At 42.5% G+C, this 21,421-nt stretch carries 17 protein-coding genes; 8 read left to right on the top strand and 9 right to left on the bottom strand.

What is annotated here, in order from left to right; genetic code table 11:
- Window positions 1-80: 80 nt before the first annotated feature.
- Both J5X96_RS06535 and mnmC read right to left on the bottom strand, forming a co-directional pair.
- The gene (locus tag J5X96_RS06535) at window positions 81-476 is read right to left on the bottom strand and encodes a pyrimidine dimer DNA glycosylase/endonuclease V (protein WP_209362451.1); all 396 of its coding nucleotides are present in this window, start codon (window positions 474-476) and stop codon (window positions 81-83) included.
- A gap of 38 nt (window positions 477-514) precedes the next feature.
- Window positions 515-2,539 (bottom strand): bifunctional tRNA (5-methylaminomethyl-2-thiouridine)(34)-methyltransferase MnmD/FAD-dependent 5-carboxymethylaminomethyl-2-thiouridine(34) oxidoreductase MnmC, encoded by a 2,025-nt coding sequence (gene mnmC, locus J5X96_RS06530; protein WP_209362450.1) that lies wholly within the window; start codon window positions 2,537-2,539, stop codon window positions 515-517.
- Window positions 2,540-2,710: 171 nt separating this feature from the next.
- Between mnmC and fabB the strand changes: the two genes are divergently transcribed.
- Window positions 2,711-3,931: a beta-ketoacyl-ACP synthase I gene (gene fabB / locus J5X96_RS06525; protein WP_209362448.1), complete on the top strand. Its 1,221-nt coding sequence runs from the start codon at window positions 2,711-2,713 to the stop codon at window positions 3,929-3,931.
- 132 nt (window positions 3,932-4,063) lie between these two features.
- A complete protein-coding gene (locus J5X96_RS06520; protein ID WP_209362446.1) occupies window positions 4,064-4,693 on the top strand; it encodes a DUF1919 domain-containing protein in 630 nt (209 codons plus the stop codon).
- A gap of 99 nt (window positions 4,694-4,792) precedes the next feature.
- Here J5X96_RS06520 and tehB read toward each other — a convergent pair whose 3' ends face one another.
- Entirely contained in the window at window positions 4,793-5,653 is an 861-nt protein-coding gene (tehB, locus tag J5X96_RS06515; RefSeq protein WP_209362444.1) for an SAM-dependent methyltransferase TehB, read from the bottom strand.
- Between the two features lie 404 nt (window positions 5,654-6,057).
- On the opposite strand from tehB, the gene aceE reads away from it, so the two are divergent.
- The 3 genes from aceE to lpdA all read left to right on the top strand — a co-directional run bounded on the left by aceE (window position 6,058) and on the right by lpdA (window position 12,229).
- The gene (aceE, locus tag J5X96_RS06510) at window positions 6,058-8,715 is read left to right on the top strand and encodes a pyruvate dehydrogenase (acetyl-transferring), homodimeric type (RefSeq protein WP_209362443.1); all 2,658 of its coding nucleotides are present in this window, start codon (window positions 6,058-6,060) and stop codon (window positions 8,713-8,715) included.
- A gap of 73 nt (window positions 8,716-8,788) precedes the next feature.
- Entirely contained in the window at window positions 8,789-10,690 is a 1,902-nt protein-coding gene (gene aceF / locus J5X96_RS06505; protein ID WP_209362441.1) for a pyruvate dehydrogenase complex dihydrolipoyllysine-residue acetyltransferase, read from the top strand.
- A 114-nt stretch (window positions 10,691-10,804) separates the two neighbouring features.
- Window positions 10,805-12,229, top strand: coding sequence for a dihydrolipoyl dehydrogenase (gene lpdA / locus J5X96_RS06500; RefSeq protein WP_033002559.1), 1,425 nt, complete (start codon window positions 10,805-10,807; stop codon window positions 12,227-12,229).
- A 177-nt stretch (window positions 12,230-12,406) separates the two neighbouring features.
- Here lpdA and J5X96_RS06495 read toward each other — a convergent pair whose 3' ends face one another.
- The 3 genes from J5X96_RS06495 to J5X96_RS06485 all read right to left on the bottom strand — a co-directional run bounded on the left by J5X96_RS06495 (window position 12,407) and on the right by J5X96_RS06485 (window position 15,190).
- Window positions 12,407-13,237 (bottom strand): DUF4198 domain-containing protein, encoded by an 831-nt coding sequence (locus J5X96_RS06495; RefSeq protein WP_209362440.1) that lies wholly within the window; start codon window positions 13,235-13,237, stop codon window positions 12,407-12,409.
- Window positions 13,238-13,363: 126 nt separating this feature from the next.
- Window positions 13,364-14,296, bottom strand: a complete 933-nt coding sequence (gene uspE / locus J5X96_RS06490; RefSeq protein WP_209362437.1) for a universal stress protein UspE — start codon at window positions 14,294-14,296, stop codon at window positions 13,364-13,366.
- A 120-nt stretch (window positions 14,297-14,416) separates the two neighbouring features.
- A complete protein-coding gene (locus J5X96_RS06485; protein WP_021616200.1) occupies window positions 14,417-15,190 on the bottom strand; it encodes an FNR family transcription factor in 774 nt (257 codons plus the stop codon).
- Between the two features lie 274 nt (window positions 15,191-15,464).
- Between J5X96_RS06485 and dinB the strand changes: the two genes are divergently transcribed.
- Complete coding sequence (dinB, locus tag J5X96_RS06480; RefSeq protein ID WP_209362435.1) at window positions 15,465-16,547, top strand: DNA polymerase IV; 1,083 nt, start codon at window positions 15,465-15,467, stop codon at window positions 16,545-16,547.
- 7 nt (window positions 16,548-16,554) lie between these two features.
- On the opposite strand, the gene J5X96_RS06475 is transcribed toward dinB, so the two are convergent.
- Window positions 16,555-17,016 (bottom strand): Lrp/AsnC family transcriptional regulator, encoded by a 462-nt coding sequence (locus J5X96_RS06475; RefSeq protein ID WP_209362426.1) that lies wholly within the window; start codon window positions 17,014-17,016, stop codon window positions 16,555-16,557.
- A gap of 138 nt (window positions 17,017-17,154) precedes the next feature.
- Here J5X96_RS06475 and J5X96_RS06470 point away from each other — a divergent pair, with 138 nt between their 5' ends.
- Together J5X96_RS06470 and J5X96_RS06465 are read left to right on the top strand one after the other, a co-directional pair.
- Complete coding sequence (locus J5X96_RS06470; protein WP_209362425.1) at window positions 17,155-18,072, top strand: EamA family transporter; 918 nt, start codon at window positions 17,155-17,157, stop codon at window positions 18,070-18,072.
- Between the two features lie 446 nt (window positions 18,073-18,518).
- On the top strand, window positions 18,519-19,820 hold the full coding sequence (locus J5X96_RS06465) for an ATP-binding protein (protein WP_209362423.1): 1,302 nt from the start codon (window positions 18,519-18,521) through the stop codon (window positions 19,818-19,820).
- 192 nt (window positions 19,821-20,012) lie between these two features.
- Here J5X96_RS06465 and J5X96_RS06460 read toward each other — a convergent pair whose 3' ends face one another.
- Both J5X96_RS06460 and J5X96_RS06455 read right to left on the bottom strand, forming a co-directional pair.
- Entirely contained in the window at window positions 20,013-20,381 is a 369-nt protein-coding gene (locus J5X96_RS06460) for a rhodanese-like domain-containing protein (protein ID WP_209362421.1), read from the bottom strand.
- A gap of 208 nt (window positions 20,382-20,589) precedes the next feature.
- Entirely contained in the window at window positions 20,590-21,411 is an 822-nt protein-coding gene (locus J5X96_RS06455; protein WP_209362419.1) for a D-hexose-6-phosphate mutarotase, read from the bottom strand.
- Between the last annotated feature and the right edge of the window lie 10 nt (window positions 21,412-21,421).

The following is a 21,421-nucleotide window of genomic DNA, read 5'->3' as shown; positions in this document are numbered from 1 at the left end:
TCCTGATAAAAAGAAACCCCATTCGAATTTGAATGGGGTTTTGTTTTACATTGTTAAAATACGTCAAAAACGCACCGCACTTATTTGGCTGCAAGTGGCTGATGTGCTGTAAATCTTGCTTTTTGGGGCATGCGTTCTTGAATCCTTTGACGATTTATTTCAAGTGCTGCATCGGTCGGCTGATAATCAAGCCAAAGTTCAGGTGATGAGGGCAATGTTTCAGGCCAAATATATTGAACGTTAAAACCACGCGCTTTACATTCCTTATGTAATTCATCATATCGCCTTTTTAAAAACGCCATTTTATTAAAGAAAAATCTCACATGACCTTCACCTAATTTATATTCCTCCGGTTGTCCTTTTAAGTGAAATTTCCCTTTGGCGACAGCATTCGGAATGCGTGTCAGTTCGCGGTGTTCCGCCAGTAAATGCTGATCGCATAGCTCTGTAGGTGGAATCAGATTAATTCGAGTCATAATGATCGTTCCAAGTATAAAAGTTAAAAATCATTGTATTAAGACGATAAATTCTCAATCGACGTGCCTTTCAGCAATTTACGCATCCAACTACGATTTGTGGATAGGTGGTGAATTAAGTCTTCGCTGAGCGGAAGTGGTTCGTTGTAGATTAACGAAGCCAAAGTTTCGCCCAATATCGGAGCGGAGGTTAAACCGCGTGAGCCGAGGGCGCCGATGAGATATAAATTTGGAAATACGGCAGCCGGTGGAATGGGTTGTTTGCGACGGCGTAAGTTAAACAGATTTTTATAATCCATGCATTGCTGTTCAAAATTCGGCACATTGCCGAGCATTGGAATACGATCCCGCACGGCGCAACGTACGCCGATTCGCGCTAAATTGGCAGAGGTGTCCACCGCTTTTACCCAAGGCATACCGTCTAGGTTCTTTTGGATTTTTTCCTGATTTTCCCGCTGTTCCTGTTCACTAAAGGTGCGGTCTGCACAGTCCCGTACATGGCTGGCACCAATGCAATGGCTGGTTTTCGCCTGATCAGCCGGGGTGAGATAGCCGTCATAACAGAGCACGGATTTCAGTTTTAGCAGATGTTCTGACGTGGGAATTTGGCTGACTTGCCCACGCACGGCATAAAGTGGTAGCGACTGCGTTTGTGGAAATTCATGCAGTTGATGCCCGTTGGCGAGGACGACGATTTGATGATGGAACGCATCATTTTCAGCATTTTTTACCAGCCAGCCATTTTCTTGTGCGGAAAGTGCGGTCACTTTTTGCGATGTTTTTATGATGAGCCCGCGCAGCTGTAAATAAGCAAACAGATTCTGCACAAATTGTTGTGGCGCAAGCCATCCACCCTGTGGAATAAATCCGCCACCACAAGGCAACGGGAGACCGACTTTCTCGATTAGTTCTGCTTGGCTTAGGCGTTGATAAAGGCTTTTCGGCAGATGAAGTTGCGAAACTTTCTGTAATTTGACCGCACTTTTTTCGTTATATCCGCACAGTGCCACACCACAAAATTCATGTTCAAATTCAATAAAGTTTTCGGCGTTGCGTAATTGCTGTAAGCCGTAAGCAAACGCGTGTATGTAAAAGCGAATGTTGCGTTCGTCATCATCGCTCAGTTGCGGATAAAATGCCCCTTGCTTATTGCCGGAGGCGTTCATCGCCGGCTGTGGATCTTCGCAATAAAGGGTGACGTTCGCGCCACGTTGCATTAAGGTGAATGCGGTAAATAAGGAGGCTATGCCGCCACCCACAATGGCAACATCCGCCACGCCTTCAAACTGAGCGGGTTGTGGCAAATACCATGGGGTGAAAAGTGCGGTGGGTTTTTCAAGTGTTTTTTCGCCTGCCAAACACTCCCGTTTTTTGCCGTAACCTTTGCGCTTTTGCACGCTGAAACCGGCATTTTCCAAGCCTTTGCGAACGGCACTAGCGGCAGTGAAAGTGGCGAATGTGCCTTGCGGTTTGGTGTAACGGTACATTTGCGTATAAAGCGCGTCATTCCACATATCAGGATTTTTATTCGGGGCAAATCCATCTAAAAACCAAGCATCGATTTTGTCACGCATATAGTCGCCGAGCTGTGGCAAATTGTCGTGAATATCACCAAACCACAGATCAAGGGTGGTTTCCTCAAAATGAAAACGATAGCAACCTTCAATCGGGTCTAGCCAATGCGCCTGTAATTGTGCCGTGAGGGCGCTAAATTGCGGGTAATGTTGATGGGCAAGCGTTAATGCTTCCCGTGTTAATGGATACTTTTCGAAGGAAATAAAAAACAGGCGTTGTAATGTTGCTTGTGGAAATTGTTGGCGGAACTCACGAAACAGCGTGGTGATCGCTAAAAAATTGAGCCCCGTACCGAAGCCGGTTTCAGCAATAATAAAATACGAGTGTTCATGTTTTAGCCAACGTTGCCACAGTTGATTGCCTTGTTGGAAAACATAGCGACTTTCTTCTAAGCCGTCTTGATTAGAGAAATAAACATCGTCAAATTGGTCGGAAATGGGCGTATTTTCTTGATTAAAATGAATCTCGGCATGAGTCACTAAGCGCATTGGGCGTGATTTCCTTTCGTTGCTTTTGAGGTGTCTAATATAATACGCTTAATTGCCCTAACTGGTCGAACGTTATAATTAATGCTTGCAATATTTTGATTTCATAGTAAATTGCGTTCAGCTAACAAATGTAAGTCGAAAATCAATTTCCCAACTCATAAGGAATAACGAATGAAAAGAGCAGTAATCACCGGATTTGGTATTATCTCCAGTATTGGTAACAACAAAGAAGAAGTCTTGGCTTCATTAAAAGCCGGCAAATCCGGTATTGAAATCGTCCCTGAATTTATTGACATGAAAATGCGCAGCCATGTTGCCGGAACGATTAAATTAAATCCGAGCGAGTTAATCGATCGTAAAGTGTATCGTTTCATGGGTGATGCGGCAGCCTATGCTTACCTTTCCATGAAAGAGGCTATTGAAGATGCAGGGTTAACTGAAGAGCAAGTGTCTAACGAACGTACCGGTTTGGTCATCGGCGCGGGCACAGGCTCTGCCCATAACCAGTTAGTGGCTTGTGATGCTGTGCGTGGTCCGCGCGGTGTGAAAGCCATCGGTCCTTATGCCGTAACCAAAACCATGGCGTCCAGCGTATCTGCGTGTTTGGCAACACCGTACAAAATTAAAGGCGTAAGCTACAGTATCAGTTCTGCTTGTGCCACTTCAGCACACTGTATTGGTAACGCATTAGAATTAATCCAATTAGGCAAACAAGACATCGTTTTCGCTGGTGGCGCAGAAGAGTTGTCTTGGGAATGTGCGACCGAATTTGATGCGATGGGCGCCGTGTCCACCAAGTACAATGAAACCCCAACCAAAGCCTCCCGTGCGTATGATGCAAACCGTGATGGTTTCGTGATTGCCGGTGGCGGCGCAGTGGTTGTCGTAGAGGAATTAGAGCACGCATTGGCGCGCGGCGCGAAAATTTATGCAGAAATCGTGGGTTATGGCGCAACCTCTGACGGTTATGACATGGTGGCGCCAAGCGGTGAAGGTGCAGAACGTTGCATGAAACAAGCCATGGCAAACATTGACACACCAATCGACTACATCAACGTGCACGGTACATCGACTCCGGTAGGTGATGTGAAAGAATTGGGTGCGATTAAAAACGTATTCGGCGATAAAATCCCGGCGATTTCTTCCACCAAATCTATGACAGGTCACTCTTTAGGGGCTGCCGGTGCGCACGAAGCGATTTATACCTTGTTAATGTTAGATAACGATTTCATCGCACCAAGCATTAACATTGAAACCTTGGATGAACAAGCCGTGGGTTGCAACATTGTGACTGAAACAAAAGAAAATGCCGGTTTACAAACCGTGATGTCTAACAGTTTTGGTTTTGGTGGCACGAATGCCACACTCGTGTTTAAACGTTATAACGGTTAAATTTGACTGAGAATAACTCCCCTGAATGTAAAATTTAGGGGAGTCTGTTTTTATGGCATCATCGTTCATAGCGAACGCCTAGTAATTTTTCTTCAATGTGTTGTGGTCGTATTGCGTTATTTGGAGGCAATGATGTCCTTATTTTCAAAATTCAAAAGTGCGGTGAATCAATTTCATCGAAAATCCATCAATCTCCAACTAAGAAAACGTTTGCAAAATCACGGAATGTCCGTGTTATCCAGTAACTGCGTGGGCGCATTTATTTTGCATGATTTAAATGAGCCTTTTCATTCGCCGTTTGTGAATTTATTTATGAAACCCTGTGATTTCATACGATATTTACAAAATATGTCGTATTACCATCAACAAACGTTAGAATTTAAACCGACAGATAAAGCCTATCCGGTGGGATGGTTGGGGGATATTCCCATTCATTTTATGCATTACCGCAATGCACAAGAGGCAAAAGCGAAATGGGAAACGCGTTTAAAACGCCTTAATCTGGATAATCTTTTCATTATCATGACCGATAAGGATAGCCCTCAAGGCGTGAGCTATGAAGAGCTTGAAGCCTTTGATCGGTTGCCATTTAAAAACAAAGTGGTATTTACACATAAACCTTATCCGCAGTTGGCATCTGCCGTGTATATTCCGGGTTTTGAGCAAGAGGATCAGGTCGGGGATTTATTCGCGTTTTCGGGTTGGAACGGTGAAAAATACTACGATCACTTTGACTATGTCGCATGGTTTAACCAAGGTTAATTCCATTAAAAAATCTGCGCCTTAATCCATCACATAAGACGCAGATTTTTCATCTTCCGCAGTATAACGTGCGATTATTTTCTTTTCTCAATTGGCAAATTATTTCTTTCTTGCCAACATGGTCACAAATTTCATTTTATAGCGATTGCCGTTTTCATCGGTTTTATGCAGTTCGCCCATGTTTTCGTTGTATTCCAAGAATTCCCAATCTTTGTAGTATTCTTTCAATTCATTTTCACCAAAAGTAAATGAGAATGGCAGTGGGCAAGGCACTTTCGGCGTGGACATGCCAGCCACGATTAAATTGTAACCACCCGGATTGGTGTGGTTTTGCATGTTTTCAAGAATTGCCGGTACGCGAGCACGATCGAGGAACATAAAGACCACCGTCGACACAATAAAATCATAGTTTTCTTGAATATTTGCTTCGTTGATATTGTAAAGTGCGGTCTGAATTTTTAGATTTTCTTTCTCTTTGACTTCGTTTAGAAATTGGAGACTGTTTTCATTGTGATCCCAAGCGGTGACATCATAGCCGAGTAAACTCAAATAGAGAGAGTTACGGCCTTGTCCACAACCTAAATCCAACACTTTACAAGGTTTGATGATTTTAGCGGCATCGACCACATCACCGTGGGTGGCTGTCATATTGTATTTCTTGCTGAAGTAGTCTTCCTTGGTGCAATAAAATTCAAGGAAACATTCCAAATCATCGGAAAGGGCTTCAACACGGTGCCATTGTTGCGGTTCAACAAAAGGAGTTTCATCTTGTGGCGTGAAAATGTGTTCTCTCACAATATCGCCATTTTCTGTGAGGACATAAAATTTAAGTTTGCCTTTTAATACGGTGAGTTTTCCCCAAGTGCCGACTTTGGTGTTGTGTTTTTCTTGAAACATTTTTGGCAAGCTGTCTTTAGTCCAAACCGGCATTTTTTTATAGCAAATAAGTTCGTTTTGCATTTTTTTCTCCAAATTTTAGGGTGTTAATAGTTGAGTTTAATGGTAGGTTAATTAGGCGAAATACGCAATATTTAATTCTTTTTCAAATGAAGAGATGATAAAAATCAAGCATTTTAGAAAGTGCGGTTGTTTTTTAAGGATTTTATGGGACATTACAATTTTTGATATATTGATTTATATAATGTTAGTTTGAAACTATGCAAATATGGGGTATTTTCAAGTGAAGAGAGAAAAATTACTATCATTTTTTCAAAAAATCTAATAACATTTACATTATTTGTTAAAAATTTGTAATGTCAGTTTTTGGCAAATTAGGCTTTTTTTAGTGATCAATTTCGTTGTTTAATTTCTATTAAAAATTAGGGTTAAACGTACTTCTAACTTAACAAAATAAGGAAAAAACTATGTCAGAATTGTTAAAAAATGACGTAGATCCGATCGAAACTAACGATTGGTTGGCATCAATTGATTCGTTAATTCGTGAGGAAGGCATTGAGCGCGCTCAGTTCATTATCGATCAAGTTATGCAACAAGCTCGCGCCGGTGGCGTTTCTTTACCAAGCGGGATTACAACCGATTATGTGAATACCATTCCTGTGTCAGAACAACCGGCTTATCCGGGCAATTTAGAGATTGAACGTCGCATTCGTTCTTATGTTCGTTGGAATGCGGTGATGATGGTGTTACGTGGTCAGAAAAAAGATCTGGATTTAGGCGGTCACTTATCGACTTATCAATCTGCTGCGACGATGTATGAAGTTGGTTTTAACCATTTCTTCAAAGCCGCAACAGAGAAAAATGGCGGTGACTTAGTCTTCTTCCAAGGCCACGCAGCACCGGGGATGTATGCTCGTGCTTTCTTAGAAGGACGTTTAACGGAAGAACAATTAGACAACTTCCGTCAAGAAGTACATGGCAAAGGCTTGTCTTCTTACCCTCATCCGAAATTAATGCCTGATTTCTGGCAATTCTCAACCGTTTCTATGGGTTTAGGTCCGGTGAATGCTATTTATCAAGCCCGTTTCTTAAAATATTTACAAAATCGTGGTTTGAAAGACACTGCTGATCAAAAAGTATATGCCTTCTTAGGCGATGGTGAGATGGATGAAATTGAATCTAAAGGTGCATTAACTTTCGCCGCGCGCGAACATTTAGATAACTTAATTTTCGTCATTTCCTGTAACTTACAACGCTTAGACGGCCCGGTAAACGGTAACGGTAAAATCGTTCAAGAATTAGAAGGTTTATTCGTGGGCGCCGGTTGGGAAGTAATCAAAGTCATGTGGGGTAGCCGTTGGGATAAATTATTTGCCAAAGACACCACAGGTAAACTCACCCAATTAATGATGGAAGTGGTTGATGGTGACTACTTAACTTTCAAATCTAAAGACGGTGCTTACGTACGTGAACACTTCTTCGGTCGTTACCCAGAAACCGCAGCATTAGTTGCGGACATGACTGATGATGAAATTTGGGCGTTACAACGTGGCGGTCACGATCCACTTAAAGTCTTTGCAGCATTCAAGAAAGCACAAAATGCCGGTAAACCGGTCGTGATTTTAGTTCACTCTGTCAAAGGCTATAAAATTGCTGAAGCAGAAAGTAAAAATACCGCACACCAATCCAAAAAAATGTCTGCTGAGAGTATCAAAGCTTATCGCGACTACTTCCACATTCCAGTGAAAGATGAAGATTTGGAAAAACTGCCATATGTGACTTTCCCTGAAGGTTCTGAAGAATATAAATACTTGCACGAACGTCGCAAAGCTTTACAAGGTTATTTGCCGGCACGTCACCCGAAATTTACTGTGGACTTCAAAGCACCTGAGCTTTCTGAATTCTCTGCGTTGTTAGAAGCGCAACCACGTCCGATTTCAACCACAATGGCATTTGTTCGTTTCTTAAATACGTTGTTAAAAGACAAAGAAGTGGGCAAACATATCGTTCCAATCGTAGCAGATGAAGCGCGTACGTTCGGTATGGAAGGATTATTCCGTCAAATCGGTATTTACAACCCGCATGGTCAAAATTATGTCCCATCCGACCGTGATTTAGTGGCTTACTATCGCGAAGCGAAAGACGGTCAAGTCTTACAAGAAGGGATCAATGAATTAGGGGCAACCTCTTCTTGGTTAGCGGCAGCAACGTCTTATTCTGTGAGCAATATGCCGATGATCCCATTCTTCATTTACTACTCTATGTTCGGTTTCCAACGTGTGGGTGACTTGATGTGGGCAGCCGGTGACCAATTGGCTCGTGGTTTCATGATCGGGGGTACGTCAGGCCGTACAACATTGAATGGTGAAGGTTTACAACACGAAGATGGTCACAGCCACATTCAATCTTTAACGATTCCTAACTGTGTCTCTTATGACCCGGCATTTGCTTATGAAGTGGCGGTTATCATGCAAGACGGTATCAACCGTATGTATGGTGAAAAACAAGAAGATGTGTTCTATTACATCACCACGTTAAACGAAATTTACGATCAACCGGCGATGCCAAAAGGTGCGGAAGAAGGTATTCGTAAAGGTCTTTATAAATTTGAACGCGTACAAGGAAAAGGTAAAGGCGAAGTGCAATTACTTGGTTCCGGTGCGATCTTGCGTCATGTACGTGAAGCAGCTCAAATTTTGGCTAACGACTACGGCATTAGCTCTGATGTTTATAGTGCGCCATCCTTCACTGAAGCGGCTCGCGAAGGGGCTGATGCGGTTCGTTGGAATATGTTACATCCAACTGAAACACCACGCGTACCATACGTTGCTCAAGTGATGAACGACAAGCCTGCTGTTGCAGCAACCGACTACATGAAGCTTTTTGCTGAACAGATTCGCGCTTATGTACCGGCTAAACATTATCATGTGTTGGGTACGGATGGTTTCGGTCGTTCCGATAGCCGTGCGAATTTGCGTGACCACTTTGAGGTAGATGCACACCACGTTGTGGTTGCCGCATTACACGTGTTGGCACAAGAAGGCACGGTTGACAAGAAAGTGGTTGCCGAAGCAATCGCAAAATACGGTATCGATCCTGAAAGATTGAATCCGTTATACGCATAAAAAATAACGAAAAAAACGACCGCACTTGATGAAAGTGCGGTTGGTTTTCCAAACGTTTAAAAGGTAAAAAGAAATGGCTAAACAAATTCAAATTCCGGATATCGGTAGTGATGAAGTGACCGTTACCGAAGTGATGGTAAAAGTTGGAGATACGATTACTGCAGATCAATCCATCATCAATGTTGAAGGTGATAAAGCATCGATGGAAGTGCCGGCACCTGAAGCGGGCGTGGTTAAAGAAGTGTTAGTTAAAGTGGGAGATAAAGTGACCACCGGCACGCCTATGTTGGTATTAGAGAGTGCTGACGCAGCACCTGCACAAGCCGCTCAACCGGCCGCAGCTCCTGCCACTGCACCAGCGACTGTACAAGTGGTTGATGTGAATGTACCGGATATCGGTTCTGATGAAGTCAACGTTACCGATATCATGGTCAACGTAGGCGATCGTGTTGAAGTGGATCAATCCATTATTAACGTTGAAGGTGATAAAGCGTCTATGGAAGTGCCAGCACCGGTTGCAGGTATCGTGAAAGAAATCATTATTAAAGCGGGCGATAAAGTGTCCACCGGCACATTGATTATGCGTTTTGAAGTTGCCGGCAGTGCATCTGCTTCAGCACCAGCGGCCTCTGCGCCAGCTGCTGCACCTGCCGCACCGGTTGCCGGTGGTGTGAAGGATGTGAACGTTCCGGATATTGGTGGTGACGAAGTGAATGTCACTGAAATTATGGTAAAAGTGGGCGATAGCATCACAGAAGAGCAGTCATTAATTACCGTTGAAGGTGACAAAGCCTCCATGGAAGTGCCTGCACCATTTGCCGGTGTCGTTAAAGAAATTTTAGTGAAAGCAGGCGACAAAGTCTCAACCGGATCCTTGATCATGCGCTTTGAAGTCGCTGGTGCTGCTCCGGCTGTTGCTGCTGCACCACAAGCGGCCGCACCAGCGCCTCAAGCTGTGGCGGCTACCGCACCGGCTGCGCAATCAGGCAATGTCTCCGGGTTAAGCCAAGATCAAGTAGTTGCAAGCGCAGGCTATGCGCACGCTACACCGGTGATTCGTCGTCTTGTACGTGAATTCGGTGTAAACCTTGATAAAGTAAAAGGTACCGGTCGTAAAGGTCGTATCGTTAAAGAAGATATTCAAGCTTATGTGAAAACTGCCGTGAAAGCATTTGAAACCGGTACGGTTTCTGCAGCCGCCGCAGGTAATGGCGTAGCGAATGGTGCAGGTTTAGGCTTGTTGCCATGGCCGAAAGTGGATTTCAGCAAATTTGGTGAAGTGGAAGAAGTTGAGTTAAGCCGTATTAACAAAATTTCCGGGGCAAACTTACACCGTAACTGGGTTATGATTCCACACGTAACGCACTTTGATCGCACCGACATCACCGACTTAGAAGCTTTCCGTAAAGAGCAGAACAAGATTGTTGAAAAACAAAAATTAGACGTGAAAATCACACCAGTGGTGTTCATTATGAAAGCGGTTGCCAAAGCGTTAGAAGCGTTCCCGCGTTTCAACAGTTCTATTTCTGAAGATGGCCAAAAATTAACGCTGAAAAAATACATCAACATTGGCGTGGCAGTAGATACACCAAACGGTTTAGTCGTGCCTGTCTTTAAAAATGTGAACAAAAAAGGCATTATCGAGCTTTCTCGCGAATTAATGGAAGTCTCTAAAAAAGCCCGTGACGGTAAACTTTCCGGTTCCGATATGCAAGGCGGTTGTTTCACCATTTCAAGCTTAGGCGGTATTGGTACAACACACTTTACGCCTATCGTGAATGCGCCTGAAGTGGCAATTTTGGGTGTTTCTAAATCTGAAATGCAACCGATTTGGAACGGTAAAGAGTTCGAACCTCGCTTAATGCTTCCGTTATCATTGTCTTTCGACCACCGTGTCATCGATGGTGCAGATGGTGCGCGTTTCTTAAGCTATATTAATGGCGTATTAGCGGATTTACGTCGCTTAGTCATGTAATCTGTAGGGTGGGTTTCAGCCCACCGATTAATGAGATCTCTTGGTGGGCTGAAAGCCCGCCCTACAAAGATCGCAAAGTGCGGTCGAAAATTTGAACGTTTTTACGAGGTAAAAATGAGTAAAGAAATTAAAACCCAAGTCGTGGTGCTTGGTGCCGGCCCTGCTGGTTATTCAGCGGCATTCCGTTGTGCGGATTTAGGCTTAGAAACCGTATTAGTTGAGCGTTATTCAACCCTTGGTGGGGTATGTTTAAACGTGGGTTGTATTCCTTCTAAAGCATTATTGCACGTTGCAAAAGTGATTGAAGAAGCAAAACACGCAACAAAAAATGGTATTTACTTCGGTGAACCACGTATTGATTTAGATGAAGTACGTGCCGGGAAAGAAGCGGTTGTAGCAAAATTAACCGGTGGTTTAGCCGGGATGGCTAAAGCGCGTAAAGTCACTGTGGTTGAAGGCTTAGCGGCATTTACGGATCCGCATACGTTAGTGGCGCGCGATCGTGATGGTCACCCAACAACAATCAAATTTGATAACGCGATTATTGCAGCCGGTTCTCGCCCAATTCAATTACCTTTCATTCCACATGAAGATCCACGTATTTGGGATTCAACAGATGCGCTTAAATTAAAAGAAGTGCCGAAAAAACTTCTTATTATGGGCGGTGGTATTATCGGTTTGGAAATGGGAACAGTTTATCACGCATTAGGATCGGAAATTGAAGTGGTAGAAATGTTCGACCAAGTTATCCCTGCTGCGGATAAAGATGTTGTGGCAATTTATACCAAACAAATCGAGAAAAAATTCAAGTTAATGCTTGAAACCAAAGTTACCGCGGTTGAAGCAAAAGATGATGGCATCTATGTTTCAATGGAAGGTAAAGCCTGTAACGATACTAAACGTTATGATGCAGTGTTAGTGGCGATTGGCCGTACACCAAACGGCAAACTAATCGATGCCGGTAAAGCAGGCGTTGAAGTGGATGAGCGTGGTTTTATTCATGTGGATAAACAAATGCGTACCAATGTGCCTCATATTTTCGCAATTGGTGATATTGTGGGTCAACCGATGTTGGCGCATAAAGGTGTTCATGAAGGTCACGTTGCAGCGGAAGTCATTGCCGGACAAAAACACTACTTCGATCCGAAAGTGATTCCATCTATCGCTTATACTGAACCAGAAGTGGCTTGGGTGGGTAAAACTGAGAAAGAATGTAAACAAGAAGGCTTAAACTACGAAGTGGCTAAATTCCCTTGGGCGGCATCCGGTCGTGCGATTGCCTCTGAATGTTCAGAAGGGATGACCAAATTAATCTTTGATAAAGACACTCATCGCATACTTGGTGGTGCCATTGTGGGTGTGAACGGTGGTGAATTATTAGGTGAAATTGGTCTTGCGATTGAAATGGGTTGTGATGCAGAAGATATTGCACTAACGATTCATGCCCACCCAACACTTCATGAATCTGTTGGTCTTGCGGCTGAAGTGTTTGAAGGTTCAATTACTGACCTTCCAAATGCCAAAGCGAAGAAAAAATAATAAAGTGGATTAAAATCATTAAATCATCATAAAAAAGAAGAGTTTCCTGCTTAGAAAATATCGCTAAAAAGGAAACTCTTATTTTATGCTTATTATGCTGACATGCTTATTGGCAGAGAATAAAAAAGCATTTCCACTTGCGTTAGCGGAAATGCTCATTAAGTCGTGATAATGCCACTAGTGATGATGTTCGTGCGGGGTATATTGCGCGCGTTTTTCACCCACTGGCAAGACCAATGTCGCATAAGTGGCTGAATGTTGGCACACTTTAGGATCGCTAAAGGCCGTTTTATGTACCACTTTGACTTTCCATAATCCTTCAATTAATGGCAAGAAATTCACTTTGCCGTCTTTATCCGTTTTGCTGGAAAAGCCCTGAATTTCACGGTGATCTTCAGCAGATTCAATATCTTTAACAACTACGGTGTCTGCTGTTGCAATTACGGTTTCACCAGCCAATGGTTTACCTTTATAGAAAATCTGTAATGGGAAAACTTCACCTTCTTTGAGTTCAGCAGGATTTTTGAGTGGCACAATTTCTAATTCTTGACCTAATTTTTCTTTAAATACCGTTGAATCAGCTTTATCACCGACGGTCACTAAGCTTTTACCAAACATTTGCGTTTGTTCACAATACGTGGCATCCGTCATTTGTTGCATATTTTCTTGCTTCCAGCCCTTTGCATTTTGTGACCAAAATGTTGGTTTATAGGTCGCGCTTACCCAATACGAACCTTCTGCCAATGGCTTTTCTGTGGTGTATTGGTAATTTTCCCCTTGTTGTTTAAGCTCGTTGGTCATGCCATTTTTATCGGTTAATTCAAGTGGTGCAAAAAAATGCAAGCGATCTGCTGCAATTTTCTCAGCATATGGAAAATGATGACCGTAGGCTAATTCCGCATTAAGTCCCTCTTTTGTGTCAATATGTGCCGGCGCGACAACCCAAACCTCATGTGCTTGTGCTAAACCGGCTAATCCTAATAATGTGATCAGTAATGATTTTCTCATTCTTTGTTTCCTTTTTGATGGGTGATTAATTAAAAATCAAAATAAAAAGTAATTTCGCAGTGTGAAAAAAGTAATGTAAAAAAAAGGAGTAGTCAATAAAAATATGCACTACTCCCAAAATTTATCTTAATTGTCCTTTTTTGATGGCTTTATGGCTAATAAATTACAGTTTAATTTACTAATTACGTGTTCTGCCGTGTTACCTAAGAAAGCCGCAGATAGACCTGTTCGTCCAATCGTTCCAAGAATAACCAATTCCGCTTCTAGTTTTTCTGCTACTTGAGGAATAACGTCTTCCGGGAAACCTTCTAGAACATGCGTATGATCATCGCTTATCCCATATTTCTGGCGTAATGCTTTCATATTTAACAAATACTGTCCACGTAATCCGCTATTGCAGTTGCCAGTGCTAAATTCCGGTAAGTCAATCGCCATATTAATCGGGGTTGGTGGATAGGCGGTAACCAGATGAATATTGCCTCGGTCTAAGGAATCGGCTAAGTCCATACTGAGTGAAACCAATTCATCATTAAATGAGCTATGCGCCTCGTTTTCATCATCAGAAACGTTTACCGCGACTAAAATACGACGTTGATGTTTCCAGTCACCGTCTTTCACCACCAAAATTGGCGTAGGACATTTACGCAAAATTTGCCAATCTACCGGGGTAACAATTAAAGATTTCAAACTTTCTTCTGCTTTCGTGTATTTCACCACTAAATCATAATTATGGGTTTCCACTTCGCGAGTAATGGCTTCTGCTTCATTGCTGTGCCAAACCACAGTAGAGGAGAATTGGATGCCGTCAGAGGCGTATTTTTCAATATACGGTTGAATCGCTAACTTGCGCTGTTCAATGACATTATGGCGCATTTCTGTCCGTTCTTCAGAAGAAAGGAGCGCCGACATTTCGTAAGATAAGTCATAAATGGCAAGGAATAGGGTAATATTGACGGGATTTGGGCTTTTTTGCTCTTGTGCTAAGCGAACGGCTCTCGCAAGGGCGTATTGTTTGTCATTTTCCGGGTTTAAGACCACCAGTATATTATTGAATTTCATACACAACCTCCATTATTGCGATGACAAATAGGGTAGAACATATTTGCTGAAATAACAAGGTACGGTCTTTAAAAAGGTGATCTAGTGCAACATTTTTGCTGCACTAGTAACAAGGTTGGCTTAGATAACCATTTTGATTTTTGTTTTATTGGTACCGGATAATTCGATTAATTCAGCCATATTATTAATCGTAATGTATTTACCTTGAACCGATAGAATACCTAATTTCTGGAAACGGCCTAACAACCGACTGATGGTTTCGACCGTTAAACCAAGATAGTTACCAATATCACCACGCGTCATGGTTAAACGGAATTCGCGGGCAGAAAAACCGCGAGCGGAATAACGCTGGGAGAGGTTATAAATAAAGGCGGCCAAGCGTTCCTCTGCGTTCATTTTCGACAATAATAAAATCATTTCTTGATCGCTTTTGATTTCATTACTCATCAAACGCATAATTTGTTGGCGTAATTTCGGCATTTTGCCGGATAAGTCATCTAAAATATCAAAGGGAATTTCACACACCATCGCTGTTTCTAACGCTTGAGCAAAACTCGGATGCTGCATATTCATAATGGCATCAAAGCCAACCAAATCACCGGGTAAGTGAAATGAGGTAATCTGCTCTTCACCGGTTTCGCTAATGGTATAAGATTTAATCGTGCCGGAACGAATGGCATAGATTGACGTCAGTTCATCACCGGCTTTGAAAAGGACTTGGGATTTCTGAATAGGTTTCTTGCGCTCAATAATATTGTCTAACTGGTTCAACTCGTGCTCATTGAGTGTAAAAGGAATACATAACTGACTAATACTGCAGTTTTGACAATGGATAGCACATCCTCCTGATTGAACTCGACGTCCTAATTTTGTCTCTGTCGTTAGAATTTTCATCTGTTCCCCAAATTCAAAGAAAACGTATTAAAAATGGTGTAAAATTGATCTGCCTCAATAATACCACTAAATGGTCAATTTAAGAAGTATAAAACACCGAGCGAGGATTTATGGCTGCCGAAAAACTCACGAAAAAACGCTTAATTCAGATTCTTATCATGTTGATAATATTGCTAATTGCATTCTTTTATCGCACTTTTTCCTATCAACCTGAAATACCGCCTCAAGAAACATCGCAAAAAGTCACCGCACTTTAGTTGTCTGAACTTTAGTTATGTCTGATATGTTGAATGGCAAACCCAGAAAAATTATCCATATTGATATGGATTGTTTTTATGCCTCTGTTGAAATACGCGAAAATCCCGCATTAGCCGATAAGCCGGTTGCGGTGGGAGGGCGTGCCGAACAACGAGGGGTGTTGAGCACTTGTAATTATACTGCCCGTCAATTTGGGTTACATAGTGCGATGCCTACTGCGCAAGCCTTAAAACTGTGCCCGAATTTGGTGTTGTTGCCGGTGAATATGCCGCTGTACCGTGCCGTTTCTCAACAAATTCATCAAATCTTTCAACGTTATACGTCTATTATTGAGCCACTTTCACTGGATGAAGCGTATTTAGATGTCACCGACTGTGATAAATGCGCCGGTTCCGCCACATGGATTGCGCAGGAAATTCGCCAGGCGATTTTCAATGAGCTGCACCTCACGGCGTCCGCTGGCGTTGCGCCATTAAAATTCCTCGCCAAAATCGCGTCTGATCAAAATAAACCGAACGGACAATTTGTGATTGAGCCAAAAGAGGTGAACGATTTTGTCGCCAATTTGCCCTTAAAGAAAATTCCCGGTGTGGGCAAAGTCACCGCGGAAAAATTATTGCAAATGGGGTTAGTGCGCTGTGTCGATGTACAGAAAACGGATCGTCACCTGTTATTAAATTTATTCGGCAAAATGGGGCAACGCATTTGGCAGTATAGCCACGGTATTGATGAGCGGGAAATTCAACCGCACCGTGAGCGCAAATCTGTGGGCGTGGAAACCACCTTATTAAGTAATATTCATCAGTTGGAAGAAGGCGTTGACGTGTTGGCAACCCTCTATCCACAGTTAGTGAAGCGCGTGCAACGTGCTTGCCCGGAGATGCCTTTGGCGCAATTAAGAAAAATTGGTGTGAAACTCAAATTTGAAGATTTTCAAGTGACGACATTGGAGAAAAGTGCGGTGGAATTTTCACATGAAAATTTTCAACAATTGTTGGGGCAAATTTGGACACGTCGGCAGGGGAGAAGCATTCGCTTAATCGGCTTGCACGTCACCTTGCCGGAAGAAAAAGTCTCAGAACAAATGAGCCTTTGGTAAGGGTACACTACAGAATAATTTTGCTTTCCGCCTTAAAGAAATTCATCACAAACTGGCTTTTGTAGCCTTTCACATGTGCGCCACCGATTAGCACTTCGTGAATAAAACGGTGATAGCTTGTCATATCTTCCGTATGTACCAACAGCAAATAATCATAATCGCCGGAAATTTCATAACAGGCGATCACATCCTTCTCCCCGCGCATTTTGCGTTCAAATTCATCTTGATAATGAGATTGCTGATTATCTAACTCCACCAACACAAATACGCTAATGGATTTCCCCACGGCAGAAGGAGAGACTATCGCCACTTGTTTAGTGATGACGTGATGTTGTTTCAGTAATTGAATACGGCGTTGGCAGGTGGCAATCGTGCTGTTAACCCGATCAGCCAGTTCTTTTAGCGGAAGGGTGGCATCCGTTTGCAATTCATTAAGAATCGACCGATCAAGTTTATCTAAGTGGTACATAATTTCACCGTTTGAGAATTTTTACCAAAACTAACGTAAATTTTGAGAAATTATCTCATTATTCCCAATTAATTGAAATGGGTTATTTAGCGCGTTAAGTATAATGGCTACCGGATTAACCTAAGGTGGAGAAGAATCATGCAAGCAGTATCCAAAGGCGTGTGGCTGTGTATTTTTTCGCAAAGTTTATTTGGCATTATGTATTTATTCAGCGCATGGATGTTGCCGTTAAATGGTACGGATGTTTTTGTTTTGCGCATGATCGGATCATTATTTGCCATATTGGCGATCTTATTACCCATAATGGGCTTATCCGGTGTGAAAACCTTTATTCGCAACGAATTAGGCTCAAGCTGGAAACGTTGGTTGATCTTTTTGATGGGTAGCGCCTTGGCAGGTAGTCAGTTTTGGTTATTTATGTGGGCGCCGGTGAATGGCGAAGGCGTAAATGTGGCGGTGGGCTACTTTTTATTTCCGTTAGTCATGGCATTTGGCGGTTATTTGTGGTTTAAAGAACGCTTAACCTTATTACAAAAAATGGCGCTATTTTTAGCCACACTCGGTGTCGCCCATGAATTGTGGACGACACAAACGTTTTCTTGGACCAGCCTATGGGTCTGCTTGGGTTATCCACCGTATTATTTAAGCCGTCGCGCCATGAAAACACCGGCGTTGCAAGGCTTAACGTTAGATATTATTTTTATTTCGATTCCCTGCTTTATTTACTTGGCATTTCAACCGAATGTAACAGATTTACTGGTCAGCGATTCGCGCTATTGGTTGTTCGTGCCATTATTGGGATTAATTAGCGCCGTTTCCGTGACTGCCAATCTAAAATCCGGTCTATTGTTGCCGGTGAATTTATTTTCCATGATGAGCTATCTTGAACCAAGCCTGCTTTTTTTATTCGCCATTTGGTTCTTACACACACCGGTGAATGAATCCGCCTATTTAACCTATTTTTTCATTTGGAGCGGATTGCTGTTGTTAATGTTAAACAGCCTCTGCCATTGGCGTTTTCCCACCCGTAAGACGTTACATACAAAAACCGTCTAAAGCAATCAATCATCTCTTCTGTAGCGTGCAACTTGTTGCACGAAATTGTGAATGCCTGAAGGGGTTAAACAACGTTCCGTACGTGGTTCGGTCGTGCAACAAGTTGCACGCTACATACGAAATCGTGAATGCCCGAAAGGAGTAAACAACGTTTCATACGTGGTTTGGTCGTGCAACAAGTTGCACGCTACGTACGAAATCGTGAATTACGTATCGAGGTTAATCATTCGTGTAACAAGTTGTACGAGACGAGAGGTAAATATACGCATAGCGTATGGTTTTTATAGCCAGGCTTTGGCTGGCGATAATCAAAAACTTTTCAATTGAAGAAATGTTAACTTATTACATTTTTACATTGGAAAAAGTGTTTCAAGTATAGATTTTTCGTTAGAAAAAATGTTTAAGGCTAGCTATAATCTATTCAATTCATCACTTTGAGAGACATTATGCAGCGAAAAATTATTCAATCCTTAGAAAAATGGAAGCACAAAACCAACCGCAAACCATTGATTATCCAAGGGGCAAGGCAGGTTGGTAAAACTTGGGCGATGAAACACTTTGGCGAGACATCCTTTGAGAGGGTGGCGTATATCAACTTTGATAATAACCCTCGCATGAAAACGTTATTTTCTGGCGACTATGATATTGATCGCTTGATACTTGGTTTGAAAATTGAAAGCGGTATTGATATTCAAGCGGAAAATACCCTGATTATTTTTGATGAAGTGCAAGAAGCCCCGCAAGCACTGTCATCACTGAAATACTTTTATGAAAATGCACCGCAGTTTTATATTATCTCAGCTGGTTCATTACTGGGAGTATCGTTACATCATCAAGCGTCATTTCCTGTAGGCAAGGTGGATTTTCTACCGCTTTATCCCATGGATTTTCACGAATTTCTAACCGCACTTGGCAAACAAGAGTTGGTGAAATTGCTTGAACTGAAAGACTGGTCGCTGATTACAGCAATGAAAACGACCTATATTGATTTGCTTCGCTTATATTATTTTGTTGGCGGTATGCCGGAAGCGGTGAAGGTATTTGTTGACACGCAAAATGTCGATGAAGTGCGTCAAGTACAACGTAATTTATTGATGGCGTATGAACAAGATTTTTCCAAACACATTTCAGATGGCAACACGGTGCAAAAAGTGCGGTCAATTTGGGCATCTATTCCTGAACAGCTTGCCAAAGAAAATAAAAAATTCATTTATTCCCAACTCCAAAAAGGGGCGCGGAGCAAAGATTATGAAATTGCGTTGCAATGGCTAAAAGACAGCGGTTTGGTGCATCCCGTACCTCGCGTGAAAAAACCACATTTGCCTCTTTCCGCCTATCAAGATAATGCCTTTAAATTGTATGGCTTAGATGTGGGGTTGCTTTCCGCACAAAGTCATTTGGATGCGAGTGTACTGTTAGAGGGCAGCCGTATCTTCAGCGAATTTAAAGGCGCATTGACTGAACAATACGTCCTGCAACAGCTGATTGCCACACAAGACAATCCGGTGTTTTATTGGGCAACAGAAAAAGGCATGGCAGAGATTGATTTTATTGTGCAACGCAAGCAAGCTGTGATTCCAATTGAAGTCAAAGCGGAAGAAAATTTGAAAGCGAAAAGTTTAAAAGTGTATGTAGAACAATTTCAGCCCGAACAGGCAATTCGATTTTCCATGGCGGATTATCGGGAACAGGATTGGATGGTGAATATGCCGTTGTATAATATTGAATCTATCTTAGCCGAAAATTAAGGAAGCTATGATGATTGATAATACATTTATTGCAGTCGGCATATCATCTTCTTATCCTAGTAAGGATTTTTCCTAATAAAATGGTTAATGACATATGTTTTGAGCTTCTTGATTAAACAAATATACTTACAAAAAATCCCCTAAATTCTCCAGTGAGAAATTTAGGGGATTGTTATTTTAAATAAGGCGTGCTTATTTCATGCCTTTCTTAACCAAATCCTCATAACCGCCATGATTGGTAACGTTGGTGTAACCTGCTTTTTTCAGTGCGTTTAACGCCACTTCTGCGCGGCGGCCGCTGCGGCAGTAGAGGTTGATAGGTGCGTCTTTATCCGGGCTAACAGCTTGGATGCGGTCAAGGATTTGCTCATGCGGAATGTTAATCGCATCTTGTAAATGACCTGCGTTAAATTCTTCGGCAGAGCGAACGTCAATCCAAACGCCTTTTGTGTTTGCTTGTTGTGCCATCGCTTTTTCTGTTTCTGGCATAGAAGCTGCAGAGGCAGCTAGGGGTGCTGTCATTGCAGCAGCGAAAACGACTGCAGTCATTAATTTTTTCATGATTTAATCTCCTTTTATATGGATGGTTATGTGTTTTGAATCACCCATTATGTTACTCACAAACACGGCAGTAATAAATGGCAAATTAGGCCAAAAATGAGATGTTTTATGAATCGTTTTGATAGGAAACTTTAGGTGATTTACCTAAAACTAAAGCGATCAGATGTTGAGTGTTGAAAAACATCTAAAAATCTGACCGCACTTTGAACTATTTCACACTCAATCTCACCGCCACGGTTTCGCCAGCCTGAAGATAGCGATGGATTCGTGCGGTTTCTACGCACACCATGGTTTGATAGCCGTTTTCTGACATGCTGCTTGTGGCTTTGTGCCATGGGTTCCATAACACCACATCGCTGGCATTTTGATGAGTCACGAATAGGGTGCGTTGGTTGGCTTGGTCGTGAATTTCCGTTGGTTGCTGTGGGGCGGCATAAATGCAATCTACGTTTTCATTGATAGTGCGTGGTGAAGGCACGGTTTCCTGTGATTTAGTGAGAGAGTTAAAACAGGCTGTTGGCAGGTTGACGATCGTCGTGTTGGCGATGTTGCCAATGTTGAAATAACTGTGTAGCGCCAGTTGCACGTTTTCCATGCCAACGTCGCCGTAATGGGTGAAGCGCACGTCGCAATGTTCGGTGAATAGCATTTCGATTTTAGCCAAGATGATGTTGTGTTTGGAAAATAACGAAAAAACTAACCGCACTTTGTCGCTATTAATCTCGTAGTCGCTTAATTGCCATAGGCTAGTGCGAGCAAAACCGTGCGCAGGGGTGCCTGCGTTACCAAACCATGGGTAGCAAATAGGGATACCACCACGAATTGCCGTGCCGGCTTTAAACGGCTCGATATCACTTAACCACAATACGTCTTGTTTGCTGTTTGTCGGTTGCCAACTGAATAAATGTGCCCCTTGCAAGGCGATTTTGGCGGTGCCGACGGCGTGGCGTAAATGTAAAACGGGAATGTCGTTGTAAGCATATAAGCTCAATTCTGGTGTGATTTGTTGTTGTAATTGAATGTTCATCATCTTGTCCTTG

The organism is Aggregatibacter sp. 2125159857 (assembly GCF_017798005.1).
In the GTDB taxonomy this organism is placed as follows: Bacteria; Pseudomonadota; Gammaproteobacteria; order Enterobacterales; family Pasteurellaceae; genus Aggregatibacter.
The sequence above is the reverse complement of the archived record's forward strand: the minus strand, read 5'-3'. Positions and strand labels throughout refer to the sequence as shown.

Bases quoted from the DNA above. Each gene is read 5' to 3' on its own strand.
- uspE (WP_209362437.1), bottom strand. From the start codon at position 14,296: ATGAAATTCAATAATATACTGGTGGTCTTAAACCCGGAAAATGACAAA.
- J5X96_RS06520 (WP_209362446.1), top strand. From the start codon at position 4,064: ATGTCCTTATTTTCAAAATTCAAAAGTGCGGTGAATCAATTTCATCGA.
- aceF (WP_209362441.1), top strand. From the start codon at position 8,789: ATGGCTAAACAAATTCAAATTCCGGATATCGGTAGTGATGAAGTGACC.
- mnmC (WP_209362450.1), bottom strand. From the start codon at position 2,539: ATGCGCTTAGTGACTCATGCCGAGATTCATTTTAATCAAGAAAATACG.
- J5X96_RS06495 (WP_209362440.1), bottom strand. From the start codon at position 13,237: ATGAGAAAATCATTACTGATCACATTATTAGGATTAGCCGGTTTAGCA.
- J5X96_RS06475 (WP_209362426.1), bottom strand. From the start codon at position 17,016: ATGTACCACTTAGATAAACTTGATCGGTCGATTCTTAATGAATTGCAA.
- J5X96_RS06465 (WP_209362423.1), top strand. From the start codon at position 18,519: ATGCAGCGAAAAATTATTCAATCCTTAGAAAAATGGAAGCACAAAACC.
- fabB (WP_209362448.1), top strand. From the start codon at position 2,711: ATGAAAAGAGCAGTAATCACCGGATTTGGTATTATCTCCAGTATTGGT.
- J5X96_RS06460 (WP_209362421.1), bottom strand. From the start codon at position 20,381: ATGAAAAAATTAATGACTGCAGTCGTTTTCGCTGCTGCAATGACAGCA.
- lpdA (WP_033002559.1), top strand. From the start codon at position 10,805: ATGAGTAAAGAAATTAAAACCCAAGTCGTGGTGCTTGGTGCCGGCCCT.
- dinB (WP_209362435.1), top strand. From the start codon at position 15,465: ATGTCTGATATGTTGAATGGCAAACCCAGAAAAATTATCCATATTGAT.
- aceE (WP_209362443.1), top strand. From the start codon at position 6,058: ATGTCAGAATTGTTAAAAAATGACGTAGATCCGATCGAAACTAACGAT.
- tehB (WP_209362444.1), bottom strand. From the start codon at position 5,653: ATGCAAAACGAACTTATTTGCTATAAAAAAATGCCGGTTTGGACTAAA.
- J5X96_RS06535 (WP_209362451.1), bottom strand. From the start codon at position 476: ATGACTCGAATTAATCTGATTCCACCTACAGAGCTATGCGATCAGCAT.
- J5X96_RS06485 (WP_021616200.1), bottom strand. From the start codon at position 15,190: ATGAAAATTCTAACGACAGAGACAAAATTAGGACGTCGAGTTCAATCA.
- J5X96_RS06455 (WP_209362419.1), bottom strand. From the start codon at position 21,411: ATGATGAACATTCAATTACAACAACAAATCACACCAGAATTGAGCTTA.
- J5X96_RS06470 (WP_209362425.1), top strand. From the start codon at position 17,155: ATGCAAGCAGTATCCAAAGGCGTGTGGCTGTGTATTTTTTCGCAAAGT.